This window comes from Clostridium sp. UBA4548 (genome assembly GCF_002387895.1).
Taxonomy (GTDB): Bacteria; Bacillota; Clostridia; order Clostridiales; family Clostridiaceae; genus Clostridium_J.
The window spans coordinates 341,734-357,593 of record NZ_DGLI01000044.1; the positions used below are offsets into that span (position 1 = coordinate 341,734).

Below are 15,860 nucleotides of genomic sequence, written 5' to 3' on the forward strand. Positions count from 1 at the left end.
ATTTCCTCCTTCAAATTTAACTAAATTTACTTAACAATTCTTTATCCTCTCATCTCCCTAACTTCCTCCACATGTCTCCTCTTAACTTCCTCTGACACATTGCTATAGCTCTTCAATCTATTATAGATTTCATCTATCTGCTCTCTTCCTAAGTAGCAACAGCTACTTAGTATCATCCTGTTCACAGTTTTTTCTAATTCATTTCTATTTATCACTCTTATGCTCTCAGAGTATACCTGTAGCTTTTTCAAGGTACACCTTTCACTAAAGGCAATGATTGACTTCATTATATTTTTTTCTTCTATATTAAGTAGCTTTGAAAGATGTCTGATGTGACTTTGGTTTTGCCAAATTGGGTTGTAGAATTTTTCTTTTCTTCCGTTTTTAAAGCTCTGGGTCCAGTTTTTATTCTTTTCATCTCCAAAGATCCAGCCACTGTAGTTCTTTGATTCAATTACAAAGATTCCCTTTTCATGAATCATTACAACATCTATTTCTGTAGTCCCACCTTTTTCCTTTGGCACATAAACATTGGCTAATATTCTCTTGTGCCCTTCTATTTTATTTAAGATATTAAAGGATAGGTATTCCCCGTATAATCCTGAGTTAAATCTAACTTTAGTATAGGAGTATCCAGTTTCTTTTTTGTAATTACTTTTATTATAATTTTTCACTTCTATGTACTGAACTAAGGCTGCAAACATCATTATTAATATAAGAAATCCCATAATTAAAATCCCCTTTATAAAAACTTGCTTATACAAGTAATTATAAGATAATTTACTTACAAACTTAACAAAAACTTTGAGAAACTTGTTGAAATTTCAGCTATTTTTTCATCAGAATGACTTTTTAAATTAATAATATAAATTAACTTGAACTTTGCTAAAATTATATTCAATATATTGTTTTATATCGACATATTTATCTATTCCTTTACAATAGTAACTTGCAACTACAGTTCCTCTTTGAGTAACAAGCTATAAAAACTGTCCTATCCACCTCTAAAAACAACAGATTTATAGTCTTCTCAAGATTTAAAGAAAAGAATATAACCATAAAAAAATATATGAAGCCTTCAATATATCCATATATCAATAAAAGAATAAAAAAATAAGAAAGTATAGTGATCATGGGGGTTTGCGGGTATTAGGGTGGTTTTTTTACTTAGAAAAGCCTTATAAATTGATAATGAAAAGGGTCATGTAATATGTACATGACCCTTTAGGCAATTATTAGCAAAATAATCTGTGCTGGTAATTTGTTAATTACCCCAAAGTTAACTTAATGCTATTCATTAACTCTCTTTATTTCATTTAAAAGCCTTTGTACTTCACCCTTAGGATTATTCCACCAGTTATAGCTCCAGATTCTAGTTATTTTCCATCCTCTAGATTCCAGATAGCGTTGTCTATGGACATCTCTTTCCCTTGCTGATTTAGAGCTGTGGTAGGTTGCTCCATCACATTCTATTCCTAGAATATACTTAGATTTTATTGGATCATAAATAGCTAAGTCTATTTTGTACCCTGAAACTCCAACTTGAGTGTGAACTTCAAGGTTATGGAGTTTATCTTTTAAAGCTTCATAAACTTCACCTTCAAAGTCGCTGTCATGGTGTATTTCCTCTTTACTTTTCATCTTGGTGTCCATCACAGTTTTTAAAATATTCTCTGCTTCAGTTTTGTTTCCACTTGATACTGCTCTAACATATTGGAGATAATTTTTGAACAGCTTTGGTCCTTGATTTTTAGTGTTATCCACTTGAAGCTCTTCTGGTTCAATGGAAGTTACCACATAAATCTTTTTCTTAGCTCTACTTATGGCAACGTTTAGTCTGTTTTCTCCACCATCTTGGGATAAGGATCCAAAGTTTACGGAAATCCTTCCATTTTCCTTCTTTGCATAGGCAATGGAGAAAATGATTATATCTCTTTCATCACCTTGAACATTTTCTATGTTTTTTACAAATAAGCTTACATCTTCATTTTCATCCATTCTGTCAATTTCAGCTAGATATAGTTCCCTAAATTCACTATCTTCTCTAGCCTTTTTATCTAGCAGATCTTCTATGGTAGTTTTTTGGTTAATGTTAAAGGTGATAATTCCTATGGTTTCCCTGTTTTTTCTTTCCTTAAGAATCTGATGCACTAAAGTTACTACTCTTTCAGCTTCTTCAATATTTGCTCTGTTAATCCATTTTCCAGGTACCATTATTCTTTCAATTGGAACTCCATATTCCCCTTGAGTATGAACATTTGGTGAAATTCTAAGTCTTCCTTCGTAAAAGGCATAGTTAGAAAAGTTAATTAGCTCTTCAAAGGAAGAACGATAATGGTAGTTTAAATGAACTCCTTTGTAGTTTACTTTTGCAAGGTCTAGTAAGCTCTCCTCCTCTAGTGCTGCTGTGGTGTCATCCTCCACTTCTTCCTCTTCCTCTTGGTCTAAGAACCTATTGGAGAAGGTTCCATTTGGTCTTAACTGCTTATCATCTCCTGCAATTATTACGCTGCTTCCTCTAAAGATGGTTGGAATAGCATTTTCAACATACATCTGGGAAGCTTCATCAAAGATTACAATATCAAAAAGCTCCTCTTTTAAAGGTAGTATTTCTGAAACAGTTTCTGGACTTAATAAAAAGCAAGGAAAAACCTTCAGTATCATGTCACTATAATCTTCAAGATACTTTCTTATAGGAAGCAGTGCTCTTTTTTTGTTTGCTTGCCTTTTAAACTCTTTAAAGCCCTTTTCACCTTGAAGGGTTTCTATATTACAGTTCCATTTATTTAAAATGAATTCTCTCACTAAGTTTTGCTTCACTTCAATATTAGAGTTTATCCCTTGAACTAATTTATCGAAACCCCCTAGGTACTGCACTGCCTTTTGAAATTCTTCTTCCTTTTCTATTTCTCCAATGTGATAAAGCATAATAAACTCTAGAAGCTTCTCAGTTGAGTTTCTCATTTTCTCCACATCTTCATTTAAAGCATAATTCATGATTTTAAATTGCAGCTCACTAAGCCCTTTTGTGGTTTTAAGTTCAGTTTTATACTCCTCAATAAGATGAAGAGCTTCAATAACATCCTTAAAATATTCCGTTAAATCCTCACCCTTAAGAAGCTCTACCACCACAAGGTTATAAACTCTTTCATTTAAAGCCTTCTTTACAATGGAAATCTCCTGAAAGGAAGCTTCAATTTCACTGTGCAGTGTAATCATAGATTTTTGGAGCTGTGAATATCTATTTTCATATTCTACTTTATTTGCTTCTTCCTGTTTCTTGTTTTTTGAATAATTCATCCAATACTTAAGGCTCCACCATCTGCCATCATTGATAGGCTTAAGCAAGTCTCCACTTTTCTCAAGAGAAGTAGCCTTAATTACTTCCTCTAACTTCTCCCCAGTTAAAACATAGCAATTTTCCTCAAAGGCTTCCATTAGTTTATGGTATAGGTCCCCTTCACTAATAGCTTTATCAGTGATTTTCTTAATGGGGTCTATGATATTTTCCACCTTCATAGAAAGCTCATCTATATCCATAAAGCTCATATTTAAATCCACATCATCCACAAAAGGATTTTTAGTAAGCAAGTTTCTATAAGTTTTGTAACTTAAAACCTCTTTGTGTTGAAGCCCTTCTACTGCTTCCCTTAGGTTTTCATAGGTATAAGTTTTAAAAACATTTTCCTGCCTAAACCTAGAAAAATCAGAATATCTACTGTCTTCTCTGCTTTTAATGCCCTTTGTCTTACTATACATTTCTTGAAGAGTTAGTCCAAAGTGTCTTTCTTTATGGAGTGCATAAGCTAGTTTTTCTAATTGCTCTATTTTACTATCAATATCCCTAGACACCTGAAGTATATTTTTCTCGTAGTCCTCATATTCTCCACCTAAAACCTCTAAGGACTGAGCCACAGTACTATAAAAGGATTTCTTATCCCCTTCAATATCATGGATTAAAAGTGCTTTGGCATTAAGCTTTGCAAGTCTGTTATAAATAACATCTAGTGCTGCCCTTTTTTGAGACACCATGAGAATAGTTTTATTTCTTGCTAAGGCATTGGAGATAATGTTAGCAATGGTTTGTGACTTACCTGTACCCGGTGGTCCATATATAACTAATTCTTCTGTGTCGTTGGAAAGCTTCACAGCCTTTTCTTGACTATAATCTAGAGCTGACATTAAATAAAGCTCTTCTTCACTGAAGGATAACTTACCATGTTCTTCTTTATCCTCTAAGGAATTTGTCTCCAAAGCAGAACTGGTCTTAAGTAAATCCTCTAAAAGTTTATTATTAATATCCATTTGGAGTAAATCTTCATAATCATTATAAATAGAATTTGCTATAGGAAACTGACCCAGAACTAAATTATAACTAAGCTTCAGTTTTCCCATTTCAAAGTTTGGCAAAGTATCCTTTTTATATTCTAAGAATCTAACAACTTCACTAAGATTATTTTCAATTACAATATTGTTTTCTTTCAACTTTTCTAAGGCTTCAGTAATAAAGTTTTCATCAACCTTAAGAAACTCTGTTTCAATATCCTTAACCTTTATTTCATTATGCTTACAAATAGCCAGTAGCAACACCTTGTTAAGATAAATTACTGCTTCATCCTTATTTTCTAAGTAGTAGCTGTCCCCATCCCTAAGCAGTGACACTGGAAACATAAAAAGAGGTGCTCTAACAAAGGTATCATCCTTAAGTTTTCCCTCCACAAAAGGATAGCCCACATAAAGCTCATTTCTACCTGTTTCCTTAACAATGCTTGTGATTTCACGAAGAAGAGCTCTAAGACTCACTGAGTACTCAATTAACTTATCTCTTTTGCCACTAAGACTCTGCTGTTCCCTGTCCAGCTTTTCTCTATATTTAGCTTTGATTTTCTCCTTTAACTCCTGAACCTTATCCACATCTAAGGTACTATCAATACCTGATAGCTCAAGCTTTTCTTCCTTTGCTATATCCTTTTTTAAAGTACTCTCGCCCTTTAAAAAATAGGCAGAGTAATCAGGAAGAATTAAAAACTTCTTATCCTCTCTACTTATAAGGTAACTTAAAATATCACTAATAAAACCCTGAGAAAACTCCCCTAACTTATATAAATCAAAAGCCCTTTTATTAGGTAACTTCTTACTCACCAAGCTTCTGTTTCTTCCACTTAAATTTATTAAACGTTCCTTGTACTTACTTAAAATTTCCTCCACCGTAACACCTCTTAAAAAGCTCTAGTTATCTATGTACTTAAATAAATCATAGTCTAAAGCTTATTTATTTTAAAATCTATAGAAAATTAATATTAAATAATGAACAAGTTCATTAAAGATAAAATATTAATGTGTTTATTATAAAGCAAAATAATTGCACTGCCTTATTATATGCAATGCAATTATATTATACTGTCTATTTATTATATTTGCCATAAAGATGTGGATATTACATCTAACTTTTAAGATTTGAGCCTTGTAGCATTACTCTTTAAAAATAGTTAGGCTTTAAGGCGTAATAGATGTTTAGCGGATGCAATATTGCACTTGTAGACTTTATGATTTAGCTAAATAAAAGCGCATGCCTCAGGGGTGATAACGATAAACTGTGGTCTAAGCTTGCTGCTAGGACAGCTACTTACTTACTAAATTCTTTGAAAATACTGGCAACTATTTTCCCAATATTTTTTGCATCCTTATCTTTAAGTTGCTTTCCTAACTTATCAATATACTTACCAACCTTTTTCAGAAATTCAGCCTCAGCAAATTTTTTCATCCAATCAAAATTATTAGGGTCTAACTCTCCCTTTACAATCTTCTCCATTATGGCAATTGTTATTTCACCGACAACAGCTGTAATAACTGCTGCTACTATGGCATTCATTAATGCTGCTGCAATATTCAGCCCTGGAATCACCTTTAACATCGAAATAACTGTCTTAGCTCCTAAAGTTACTGCGCCGCTTTCCACTATAGCATTTCCAATGCTATTAAAGTCTGTATCCTGTTTTTTAATGCCATAAATTTTTGAAATACCAATTATCAAACCACTTTGTATTGGCATAAGGATAAGTGAGTCTGCAAGCGGTATGGGAACTGCACCTATAATTGCTGCTCCTGAAGTAGCGGCAGTAGTCAAAGCATTTGCATTAGCGCGTTTAATTCTTAAATTAAAATCAAATACAGCTTCCTTGTTTATTTTAAATGCTTCCGGTATAACCTCATTTGTCTTTTCAATTAGTTTGTCTACTCCAGTAGGTGGAATAATAGTTTCGTTATTAATAGAGAATTGACTCGAAATAACTGGTATTATATCAACGACATTTAGCGATTTATTGTCTTTATATTTTGTTAGACATTTTTTTACCATGCTAATATTATCTTCTGTTTCTGTTTCTGAATATGACTTTGTTAACACAATTATAATAGGAACATTCTTCCACATTTTTGACACATTTTTAATTGAATCTAAGTTTTTGTCAAAAATTCGCTTTGATGTTGCATCTATACAGTACCAAATGATATGTATATATTTAGCTTCATTATTATTCTTTACACTATCCTTAGACCATTTTCTTATTAAATTTTTTGTATGCATTTGTGCCAATATACCATATTCTAAGCCTTTTGTATCTATTGCACGAAAATTAACATATTCTGTTTCATATATTTCCATCTTTTTAGTAACCGCGTCACCACTACCAACTGCTGCCCGTTCAAATTTAAACACCGAATTAATTAGTGTACTCTTTCCTGCTCCTGAATTACCCATTACTAAAACATTTGCTTTTTCTTTCATTTAAAACACCTTCAATTATTTATTTTTGTATTGATTACACTTATGTTACATAACATTATTCTACCTTTCCTTCTTAATTCCTTTAGTTTTTGACACAAAAATACCTGTTATTATTGCATGACCTTAAAAGGTTTCTGAAGGCTTCCTTCCCTTCCGAGAACTCCACCCAGACATTTTAGCAAACTTCTATAAATTATAGTTTCCTTGCATATCCCTAATAGCCTTTATTATTTCCTCCCTCAACTCCACTGGTTCTAAAACTTCTATAGCAGCTCCTTGGCTTAAAATCCACATTTTTATTCCACTTCCAAAAACCTTAGCTCTAACAGTAAATACTCCATTACTTTCTTTAACTACCTCTGCTGTAGGGAGTCTATCTAGCACGGCTTCTATAGATCCTCCTTTAAACTTAAATACTACATTTTGTAGCTTTCCTGAATGCATGAATTGAATTAAGTTTCTAAACTCACCAGGTTTAAATCTTTCACTATAATCTACTTTAAAACTTTCCCCTAGAATCTTATACTTTTTTATTCTATCAATCCTATAAATCACTGGATATTCAAAATCATAGCCCTTCATATAAGCAACTAGGTAAAAATAGAATTCTGAGAATATTATCCCCTGTGGTTCTAGTATCCTTTTTGATATTTCTTCTTGAAGCTTTCCATTTGTACCAACTTTTTTATAAGCAATTTCTATAAGTTTTTGATTTTTAATAGCTTCATTCAGTGTCCAAAGCTTGTCTATAACTTCACCACTATGTTTTGGTGAAATATATGTATCTAACTCATTATCTATAGATAACTTAATTTGTTTTTTATCTTCACCATAACAATTTGATGTGAGTTTATTTATTAACTCATTTACTTCCTTTTTACAAAAGCCTCTACTTTCTAAAAGCACCTTTGATATGGCTAAAATATCTTTACTATTTAAATTAGAGTCCTTTTCATTAATTAAAACATGTCCTTTTCTTTTTTTACTGTAGCTTATTTTCGCATTAATATTGTTTTCACAAAAGTACATATTAATTTCTTTTATATATCTGGAAATTGTCTTGTCTGAAACACCAAATTCCTCTGACATTTCTTTTTTATTTATTAATCCACCCTTAATTAAAATATCATAAATATGCAATAGCATTTCCGTCTTACTCATCCTTTTAACCCCTTATCCCTTGCTTTTAGGCATGTATCTATATAATTAAACAAGTTTATCCATTTTCCTTCTTTTTTCTCTTATGTTTGTACATTTCACTATCTGCCATATCTATTAATTCCTTTGGCGTGTTATATAAATTATTATTGTATTGTGCAATTCCATAACTTACCCCAATTTTATAGGGCAATATTCCTGTTTTGTTATAGGCTTTTATTCTATTTGTCATCCTATTACAGACTTTTCTAACTTTTTCTAAATTACCTTCAGTAAAAACTATTACAAATTCATCTCCTCCACATCTAAATACAGAGTCAGTTTTTCTAATTGTGCCTTCTATTAGTTTAGCTAGCTTTTGTAAGAGTCTATCACCTTCTATATGACCATAGGTGTCATTAACTTCTTTAAAGTTGTCTATGTCTAGAAAGACTATTGTTATCTTTGAAGACTTATCCTCACAGTTTCTTATAGCTTTATCTAAAAGCTCCATGCCAGCTCTTTTATTTAATACACCAGTTAGACTATCTGTTTTAGTTAATAACTTAAGCTCTTCTATTTGTCTTTCCAAAGCCTTTATTTTGTTTTCCTTCTCCATTAACAATTTAAAGACCTCAGCTGAATCAATACTTTTATTATTCAAACTTCCCACCTCATGTGTTATTATCAATACCTTTAAATATATTTTATTCATAAGAGTGGACATATTCTGTCTACTTACATTTTAATTTTCAACTTTTTCATTTTAACAACATTTTGGAAGCTTAAAGTCTGCCATCTTCTTTAAGTGTAAGTTCCTCTGCCTAGAGAAATTGCTTTGGTGGTAGTCAAATCTGCTTCCAAAGTTGAAGTTTCTATACAATAAAAAAGGACTATGCTTCAGGCATAATCCAAGAATATTTATATTTATAAATCTGCAAGCTTATCAAACTCACCAAATATCTTTTCTTCTAAATTATCAGAGGTAACTTCAAATAAATCTATTGATTTTGTGGTTATCTTTTTTAGACCCCAATAGGTTTTTGAACTTTTTTCGTTTTTAGGAATTGATATTTTATACTCCCCTCCTATAGTAAAATCCATGTACTGGTCGTATCTTAATGGGAAGTAAAAAGCCCAGTGATTTGCTGGTGAACAGCCCTCATTCCAACTATTTAAATCATGGTATTCAAACTTTGATAAATATATTAGTGGAAGGTTTTCGCTGCCCTTTTCCCCTAAACATATTTCTAAAACATAAATAGGTCCCTTGCGCCAACCATTTTCACTTTCACATTCTCCGTCATTTCCATTTTTAAATAATAAAATAAGTAGTATAGTTTTCAGAAATATTTTTAAAAAGTGACACATTTTGACAACGTTTTCACTAAGATCCTAATATAATGTAGATACATATAACATAATTATTTTATGGGGGAAAATCATGGAAAACAACTTAAAATCGGAAAACACTTACTCCTTACCAATGAAAGTTTATTCTAAACCGAAATTGTGGCTGACTTTATTAGGAACTGTACTATCCCTTTTATTTATTGGTATGACCTTTATCCCTTTTGAAGAAGAGGGTGAACTATTATTGAAGATTTTTATGATTTGCTTAGGTATTTTTTTCCTTTACATTACTGTAGTTATTCATCTTTTCAAAATTCAATATTTATACCTAACAGAGAGTTGTATTGAGTATAATTCTGGTCTTAGCAAAAAAATCAAAATAAGCTATAGTGATATATACACTATGAATATATATGAACTAAATAGTCATACTATTTTAGGTATTATATCAAATAAAAGGGCTAAAGAAATAAAGGCAGGTAATTTTGGCTTTGTTAAAAGACTCTTTGTTAATGAGTATTCAATGAATATACAAATGACTTACTTCTCTAATTTGGAGCTGGATAAGCTTTATACTACAATTAAAGACAAGGTGTGTCAGGTTAGAGAGGAATTTGGTGAACTGTCCCAAGAAACTTTTGATGAGGACTCCCTTATCAATGAATTTGAAGGCTATGAAGAGAAAACATCAGGAAGTTTATCAATTGCTATAATAAAGACTCTGGCTGTGACACTAGTTGTTGGAGTTTTATATGGTCTTTCACTTCATTTTTTTAGAAAAAACATCTTAATTATTCCAATATTAGGAGTCATGGCTGTTTTGTATACCTATAACAAAAGTTATGTTGAGGAAAGGATTAACTATGTTGTTAGATTTTTTATAGGGATATTTGCTGCCTGTCAGATATTTATTGCTGTAATTGTAGATGGCTTTTTCTGGAATGGACTATCTTTTAACCTGGTAAACCTAACAAGGCTTACAGGAGATGTTTTCAAGGAAATTGTAAGAGATCCTATGGATCATTTAGTCATTATTTTAATTGCTGTGGTTAGTTTTTACTATGGATTCGTACAAGGAAAAACCTTCAAGTTTCAGAGAAGCTTTAATAAGTTATTTATGAAAAAGCATGGAAATTACTATTATAAGCGAGATGGAAAAATTGTTGATATTTTTCTTAAGGACCCAGCAAATTATGATGAAGATGAAGAAAAATATACACTTAATATCAGTGAGGGCTGTTTAATTGAAAGGAATAAAAACAAGGTACTTAGCTTTTTAATTCCTGAGAAGTATCTAAAAGAGTACTCAATTACACTAAACAGTGACATATTCAAAGTTGGAGAAGAAACTTATAAGGAAATAAATCTTGGGGGAAGTGGCAACTACAAAGAACTCTTACTACCCTGTTCAGTAATCTTCAATGCTAACAAGGAAGCTGAAGTTATTCGAATTCAATTATAAAACCTTTATTAAATAAAATTACAAAAGGCCCCAGAGAATTCACTAACACCTCTGGGGTTCAAATTTTGTTAATCATCTTAATGGAAGATGAAACGAAGCTAAAATTAACAGAGGTTCTAGAAATTCACTTTATCGAACTTAGTATATTTCATTGATTTAAATGTAAAAATTAACACCTAAAATTATGTAGGTGTTAATTTTTTTATTTCCCTTTTACTTCACTTGCAAAACAAGTCCTATTTACAATTTGTTATTGCCTCCAAGGTTGGTGGGAGAAACTGAAGATTTAATCTTGCTAATCACTTTTCCATACTCGGACAAAAGTATGTTGACAAACTACACATTTCTATGATATACTAATATAGTTGCGAAAGAATGCGCTACATAGCGCAAAATAATTTTATCCATAAATTAAGATATTATTTGACTCTTGTGATTTTGAAAGCAAGAGTTTTTTGTTTTTTTATAGCAACAGAAATCGGAGGTAAAATGGAAATTTTAATAGTATTTTTACTAAAACTACTGGACAATACGCTAGGCACAATGAAGAATATATATCTAGCCCGTGGAAAGTTCTTTTTTTCTAGCTTGCTAGCAGCCTTGTCTACAACTATATATATGATTGCCGTTGTAAAGATGGCAAGTTCAGATGGCATCCTAAGCATCGTAGCTATATGTGCCGCTACCTTTATCGGGACTCTGGTTCCAGGGCTTGCAGTTAAAAAATCTGAGAAGGAGAAGCTTTACATCTTTGATATCACAGCGGACACCCTGCACAGTGGCAAAGAGTTTGCAGATATTTTAAGAAGTGAGAACATCGCCATAAAAACCAGCGTTGTCTATGACAATACCATGATAAAGACACTTTCCATAAAGGCATACTGTACTAGCAGGAAAGAAAGTAAAATGGTTAATGAAATAATATATCCAGCTTTCAAATACAATGTCTATGCACCAATGAGCTTAGACTAAACTCATCCTTAGAAAAACAACTACTGTTCTCCATTTATTAATCACCCCTGGGGCAACTTTCTCATATTATTTTCTAATTAACGCTCTCCTTAAAAGGCTTTTCAACTTGCTCCTCACTTAAGCCAGTTAATTCTACAATAACCACCTTATTAAATCCCTTACTAGTCATATTTCTCGCAATTTCTACTTTAGCCTATCTGATACTTTATCATCTACAACTTTACTCCTATACTTTATAACTAATACTAAGTGATAGTTTAGCAAGAATACTGAATGATTATTACTATCTAATTTTATTGATAACACTACCTTTCAATCTTTACAACTGAATATAGTTTATTATTTCTGTTGCCTATCGGCAAGTGCTATCCATCTCCCTCCTATAGAGGACGGGAGAATTACGCACATGGAGGTTAAATCCTACTTGAGCACTTTACTCACCGCCAAACATTTGTTTGTATATTTATATTTTTCTTGTCAATAATTGAGATATAAGTTATAGAAAGGACTGGTTTCATGCATTATAATAGTGTTATAGAGAATTATTTCGTTAGAGAAAACTCAGATAAATATGAAGAGTTTTTACTTAAACCAAAGAATGATTTTGTTTTTAAGAAAATTTTTGGTGATGCTAAAATTAACACAGGTTCTAGAAATTCACTTTATCGAACTTAACAAGCTAAGGAATGTTAACAATATGGATAAATTATCACAATGGATGAATTTTATAAAAAGCGATTCAAAGGAGGTTATTTTAGAAATGGCGAGGGTAAATAGTGAAATAGAAAAAGCTTACGATATTTTGAGGACTATGAGGCAAAATAGAGAGGCTCGTGCCCTCTACCTATCAAGAGAAATAGCTCTTCGTGATGAAGTAACTAGACGTGAGGAAGCATTAGAGGAGGGAAGAGTTACCTTATTACTAGAGCTACTCAACAGAAAATTTAAAGGCTTATCTGATGATTTAGAGAAAAAAATCAAAAAGCTTCCTGAAGAGAAATTTAAGACTTTAGCACTAGAAATTTTTGAACTTAATTCAGTAGAAGATATCTATAAGTACCTGTAAGAATCCATTTAATGAATTTAGTATGGTATAATTAGAAATATAAAAACTTCAATAAAGGGGTGAAAAATTTGAGCTTACCACAAGAAAAACTTATGACGCTAGATGAATTTTATAGATACAGGGAGAATAAAGAAGGTATTATTGAATACATTGATGGAATTACTTATATGGCTCCATCTCCTTCAACTAAGCATCAAAGAATATCTATGAGATTGTCTAGCAAATTATATGAATTTTTAAAAGGAAAAGAATGTGAAGTTTTTTCTGCTCCCTTTGACATTAAATTGAAAAGTGATAGAGTTGCTGGAGATAAGATCGTTATTCCTGACCTCTCTGTGATATGTGATAAAAAAGGTCTTGGTGATAGTGGATATGAAGGTGTTCCTACAGTAATTATAGAAATTCTATCCCCTTCAAATCAATCTCATGATTTGGTATTTAAATTAAATTTATATATGCAATACGGAGTAAAGGAGTATTGGATAATTAACCCAATGCTTAACACTGTTCAAGTCTACGTTTTAGATGAAAATTATCAATATGAGCAGGCAGTGGTAAAAAGTGATGTCGGAAAAGTTTCTTCCCATATTTTAAAGGGATTTTCTGTAGATTTGGAAGAACTTTTAACATAGTAATATTTTGAGTTTATGCTGGATATTTTTATAACTAAATTAGTACTTTAAATTATAAAAGTCATGTGTCAAACACATGACTTTCTTTGATGTAGTTAGCAAACAAATTGTGTTCATATTTGCTAACTCTCTCTTTAATAAGCTTTTCAACTTGCTCTTCACTTAATCCAATTAATTCTACTATAACCCGTTTATTAAAACCTCTAATAATCATATAAAATTATAGTAACTTAATCAGCTCTTCTAACTCTTCAGATAACTCTTTTGCAAGGATAAAATCAGTATTCTTTAAAGCCGATTCTATTTTTGTTTCAACTAACTTTTTCTTTTGTTCTGTTTCTAAATAATCTTTGTCAAAATGACTAGCATAAATCATCTTTTTAAATTTCTTTATTTTCGTTTTTCTAATTGTTTTATCTTCAATGATTAAAACTGAATCCATACAGTTTACTACAGTGTAGAAATCATGAGAAATCATTAGTACGGCACCCTTATAGTTTTCTAGGGCTTTTTCAAGTGCTATTTGTGAATAGGTGTCTAAATGACTTGTGGGTTCATCAAGTAGCAACATATTTCCTTGACTTGCTGAAACTTTAGCGATTTGAAGTATGTTCTTTTCTCCACCAGATAAAGATCCTATCTTTTGATTAAGGGCTTCTTCCTCAAAACCATAGTCTGAAATATAATCTGTAACATCTTCATAAGTTTTAAGCCCAGCTTCTAAGAACTCTTCCATTATGGTGTTAGACTCATTTAGTGTTTTACCTGGAAGTTGAGATAAGTAAGCTACTTCCATGGCCTCATTTATCTCAATGGAAGGATTATTATTTTCAAAGATTTCCCTAAGTAGCGTAGTTTTTCCGGTACCATTGGGACCTATAATGGCTACTTTCTCGTTGGATTTAATTTCAAAGTTCACATTTTCTAGAAGCAACTCATCAAATGAAACACTGTAATCACTAACTTTTAAAGCAATGGTTTCTTCTATTTTATTATTTATAAAAAACCTGAAATTCGGATGTTTAATATCTAGAAATGGCGCTTTAATTCTACGCTTTTCTAATCTTTCATGAATTTTAACTCTAGCCCTTAGAGACTTTCCTCTAGCACCTTCAGCATCAGTAGTTGCCCTATCTCTTAGTTTCTCTATTAACTTTTCATTTCTCTCAAGTTCTTCATTATCAGCAATTGCTAGTTCCTGCATCTCAATTTTAGTTTGAAGTAATGAGAAGTTATACTCTATATAGCTTCCCTCAAACTCTTGGAGTTCCATGTTTTCAAGGTGCAGAATTTTGTTAAAGCAATGATTCAGTAAATATCTATTGTGGGTAATAATTAGCATTGTACCCTTGTGTGAATTAATTAGATTTTTAAGAGAATTAAGGTTTTCAAAGTCTAAAAACACATCAGGTTCATCCATAATCATTAAGTCTGGACTGTTTAACATTTCTTTAATTACTTGAATAAGCTTGAATTCTCCACCACTAAGTTGGGATATCATTAGATCTTTACACTTCATTAAGTTTGCAAGATTTAGGTTTTTATTAATGTTTTTTTCGAAGTCATCTCCATTAATTGCAGCAAAGGCATCCAAGGCTTCTTGGTACTTTTCTAGTAAGGGCTCAATATCAGAAGCTGTTTCCATTTCACTGCAAATAGCTGCTATTTCATTTTGCAGTTTAATAAATTCTTCCCCTATATACTCAAAAACTGTAGTTTCTTCTGTTTCATCTAGCTGCGAGAACTGACTCACATAACCAATTCTACAATTTGGTTCTTTCTCTACCTTACCCTCGAAGATATATTTTTCAGGGTCCATAATTATATCTATCAGTGTACTTTTTCCACTGCCATTTCTTCCTATAAAAGCACAATGCTCTCCATCTTCTAAGGTAAAGGAAATGTTATTATATAAATCCTTTTGCGGAAATGAGTAGGACAAATTTTCAACTCTTATCATATTAATACCTCTCTTTATCATAAAAAAGAGCTTATAAAAATAAGCTCCTAAATCTATTAGGCATCTGAAAATAAATAATAAGTCAAAGATGTGAAGTATATTTTGAGTTCACAAGCAAGCTTGTGCAGACAAGGAAATAGGTTCCTTAGATAGTAGAGCTATCTAAGGGTTCTGTTGACGCAGTATAAAACAAAATAGACAATCATACTGGCTTATTTATTTTTTGAAGATGCCTTACTTCTTAATTTTAATTTTTATTTAACTTTTATTTGCTAAACATATTCTACTATGTTTACCTTTGATAGCATAACACTTTTTATCACTAAGTTCAATGATTAAAAAAATCCATTAATAGCACAGAGAACTTGCCCTCTAGTTTCCTAGATTATGTTTGCATCTTCGTTAATCACCCCTGGGGTACTATCTTTGTCCTCAAATTAAGATATAAATATAATGTGATATCTCAATTTGAAGATAGCTTAAAAAAAGAT

At 31.6% G+C, this 15,860-nt stretch carries 13 protein-coding genes and 1 pseudogene; 5 read left to right on the forward strand and 9 right to left on the reverse strand.

Annotated elements, in window-relative coordinates; genetic code table 11:
* Positions 1-41 precede the first annotated feature (41 nt).
* The 6 genes from B3040_RS16950 to B3040_RS16975 form a co-directional block, all read right to left on the reverse strand.
* Positions 42-728 (reverse strand): nuclease-related domain-containing protein, encoded by a 687-nt coding sequence (locus tag B3040_RS16950; RefSeq protein ID WP_291575943.1) that lies wholly within the window; start codon positions 726-728, stop codon positions 42-44.
* Between the two features lie 562 nt (positions 729-1,290).
* The gene (locus B3040_RS16955) at positions 1,291-5,208 is read right to left on the reverse strand and encodes an AAA domain-containing protein (RefSeq protein ID WP_291575945.1); all 3,918 of its coding nucleotides are present in this window, start codon (positions 5,206-5,208) and stop codon (positions 1,291-1,293) included.
* A gap of 418 nt (positions 5,209-5,626) precedes the next feature.
* Entirely contained in the window at positions 5,627-6,787 is a 1,161-nt protein-coding gene (locus B3040_RS16960) for a DUF697 domain-containing protein (protein ID WP_291575947.1), read from the reverse strand.
* 186 nt (positions 6,788-6,973) lie between these two features.
* Positions 6,974-7,948, reverse strand: coding sequence for a helix-turn-helix transcriptional regulator (locus B3040_RS16965; protein WP_291575949.1), 975 nt, complete (start codon positions 7,946-7,948; stop codon positions 6,974-6,976).
* Positions 7,949-8,003: 55 nt separating this feature from the next.
* On the reverse strand, positions 8,004-8,588 hold the full coding sequence (locus B3040_RS16970; RefSeq protein WP_291575951.1) for a GGDEF domain-containing protein: 585 nt from the start codon (positions 8,586-8,588) through the stop codon (positions 8,004-8,006).
* A gap of 263 nt (positions 8,589-8,851) precedes the next feature.
* Positions 8,852-9,295, reverse strand: coding sequence for a hypothetical protein (locus B3040_RS16975; protein ID WP_291575953.1), 444 nt, complete (start codon positions 9,293-9,295; stop codon positions 8,852-8,854).
* 73 nt (positions 9,296-9,368) lie between these two features.
* Here B3040_RS16975 and B3040_RS16980 point away from each other — a divergent pair, with 73 nt between their 5' ends.
* Both B3040_RS16980 and B3040_RS16985 read left to right on the forward strand, forming a co-directional pair.
* Complete coding sequence (locus B3040_RS16980; protein ID WP_291575954.1) at positions 9,369-10,739, forward strand: hypothetical protein; 1,371 nt, start codon at positions 9,369-9,371, stop codon at positions 10,737-10,739.
* 489 nt (positions 10,740-11,228) lie between these two features.
* Positions 11,229-11,711, forward strand: coding sequence for a hypothetical protein (locus tag B3040_RS16985; protein WP_291575956.1), 483 nt, complete (start codon positions 11,229-11,231; stop codon positions 11,709-11,711).
* 186 nt (positions 11,712-11,897) lie between these two features.
* Here B3040_RS16985 and B3040_RS16990 read toward each other — a convergent pair.
* A pseudogene (locus tag B3040_RS16990) lies at positions 11,898-12,008 on the reverse strand (transposase); the annotation flags it as partial.
* A 219-nt stretch (positions 12,009-12,227) separates the two neighbouring features.
* On the opposite strand from B3040_RS16990, the gene B3040_RS16995 reads away from it, so the two are divergent.
* The 3 genes from B3040_RS16995 to B3040_RS17005 are packed head-to-tail and all read left to right on the forward strand — an operon-like array spanning position 12,228 to position 13,409.
* Positions 12,228-12,386, forward strand: coding sequence for a hypothetical protein (locus tag B3040_RS16995; protein ID WP_291576012.1), 159 nt, complete (start codon positions 12,228-12,230; stop codon positions 12,384-12,386).
* Entirely contained in the window at positions 12,340-12,777 is a 438-nt protein-coding gene (locus B3040_RS17000; RefSeq protein ID WP_291575958.1) for a PD-(D/E)XK nuclease family transposase, read from the forward strand. Before B3040_RS16995 ends, B3040_RS17000 begins: the two co-directional genes overlap by 47 nt.
* A gap of 59 nt (positions 12,778-12,836) precedes the next feature.
* A complete protein-coding gene (locus B3040_RS17005) occupies positions 12,837-13,409 on the forward strand; it encodes a Uma2 family endonuclease (protein ID WP_414632545.1) in 573 nt (190 codons plus the stop codon).
* 61 nt (positions 13,410-13,470) lie between these two features.
* Here the strand turns inward: B3040_RS17005 and B3040_RS17010 are convergent, their stop codons facing one another.
* Both B3040_RS17010 and B3040_RS17015 read right to left on the reverse strand, forming a co-directional pair.
* Positions 13,471-13,623, reverse strand: a complete 153-nt coding sequence (locus B3040_RS17010; protein ID WP_291575960.1) for a hypothetical protein — start codon at positions 13,621-13,623, stop codon at positions 13,471-13,473.
* Positions 13,624-13,629: 6 nt separating this feature from the next.
* Positions 13,630-15,369, reverse strand: coding sequence for an ABC-F family ATP-binding cassette domain-containing protein (locus B3040_RS17015; RefSeq protein WP_291575961.1), 1,740 nt, complete (start codon positions 15,367-15,369; stop codon positions 13,630-13,632).
* Between the last annotated feature and the right edge of the window lie 491 nt (positions 15,370-15,860).

What these genes read in the sequence shown, in the direction of transcription:
- B3040_RS16950 (WP_291575943.1), bottom strand. Translation starts at nt 728, where the DNA reads ATGGGATTTCTTATATTAATAATGATGTTTGCAGCCTTAGTTCAGTAC.
- B3040_RS16960 (WP_291575947.1), bottom strand. Translation starts at nt 6,787, where the DNA reads ATGAAAGAAAAAGCAAATGTTTTAGTAATGGGTAATTCAGGAGCAGGA.
- B3040_RS16965 (WP_291575949.1), bottom strand. Translation starts at nt 7,948, where the DNA reads ATGAGTAAGACGGAAATGCTATTGCATATTTATGATATTTTAATTAAG.
- B3040_RS16975 (WP_291575953.1), bottom strand. Translation starts at nt 9,295, where the DNA reads ATGTGTCACTTTTTAAAAATATTTCTGAAAACTATACTACTTATTTTA.
- B3040_RS16980 (WP_291575954.1), top strand. Translation starts at nt 9,369, where the DNA reads ATGGAAAACAACTTAAAATCGGAAAACACTTACTCCTTACCAATGAAA.
- B3040_RS16985 (WP_291575956.1), top strand. Translation starts at nt 11,229, where the DNA reads ATGGAAATTTTAATAGTATTTTTACTAAAACTACTGGACAATACGCTA.
- B3040_RS16995 (WP_291576012.1), top strand. Translation starts at nt 12,228, where the DNA reads ATGCATTATAATAGTGTTATAGAGAATTATTTCGTTAGAGAAAACTCA.
- B3040_RS17000 (WP_291575958.1), top strand. Translation starts at nt 12,340, where the DNA reads ATGCTAAAATTAACACAGGTTCTAGAAATTCACTTTATCGAACTTAAC.
- B3040_RS17010 (WP_291575960.1), bottom strand. Translation starts at nt 13,623, where the DNA reads ATGATTATTAGAGGTTTTAATAAACGGGTTATAGTAGAATTAATTGGA.
- B3040_RS17015 (WP_291575961.1), bottom strand. Translation starts at nt 15,369, where the DNA reads ATGATAAGAGTTGAAAATTTGTCCTACTCATTTCCGCAAAAGGATTTA.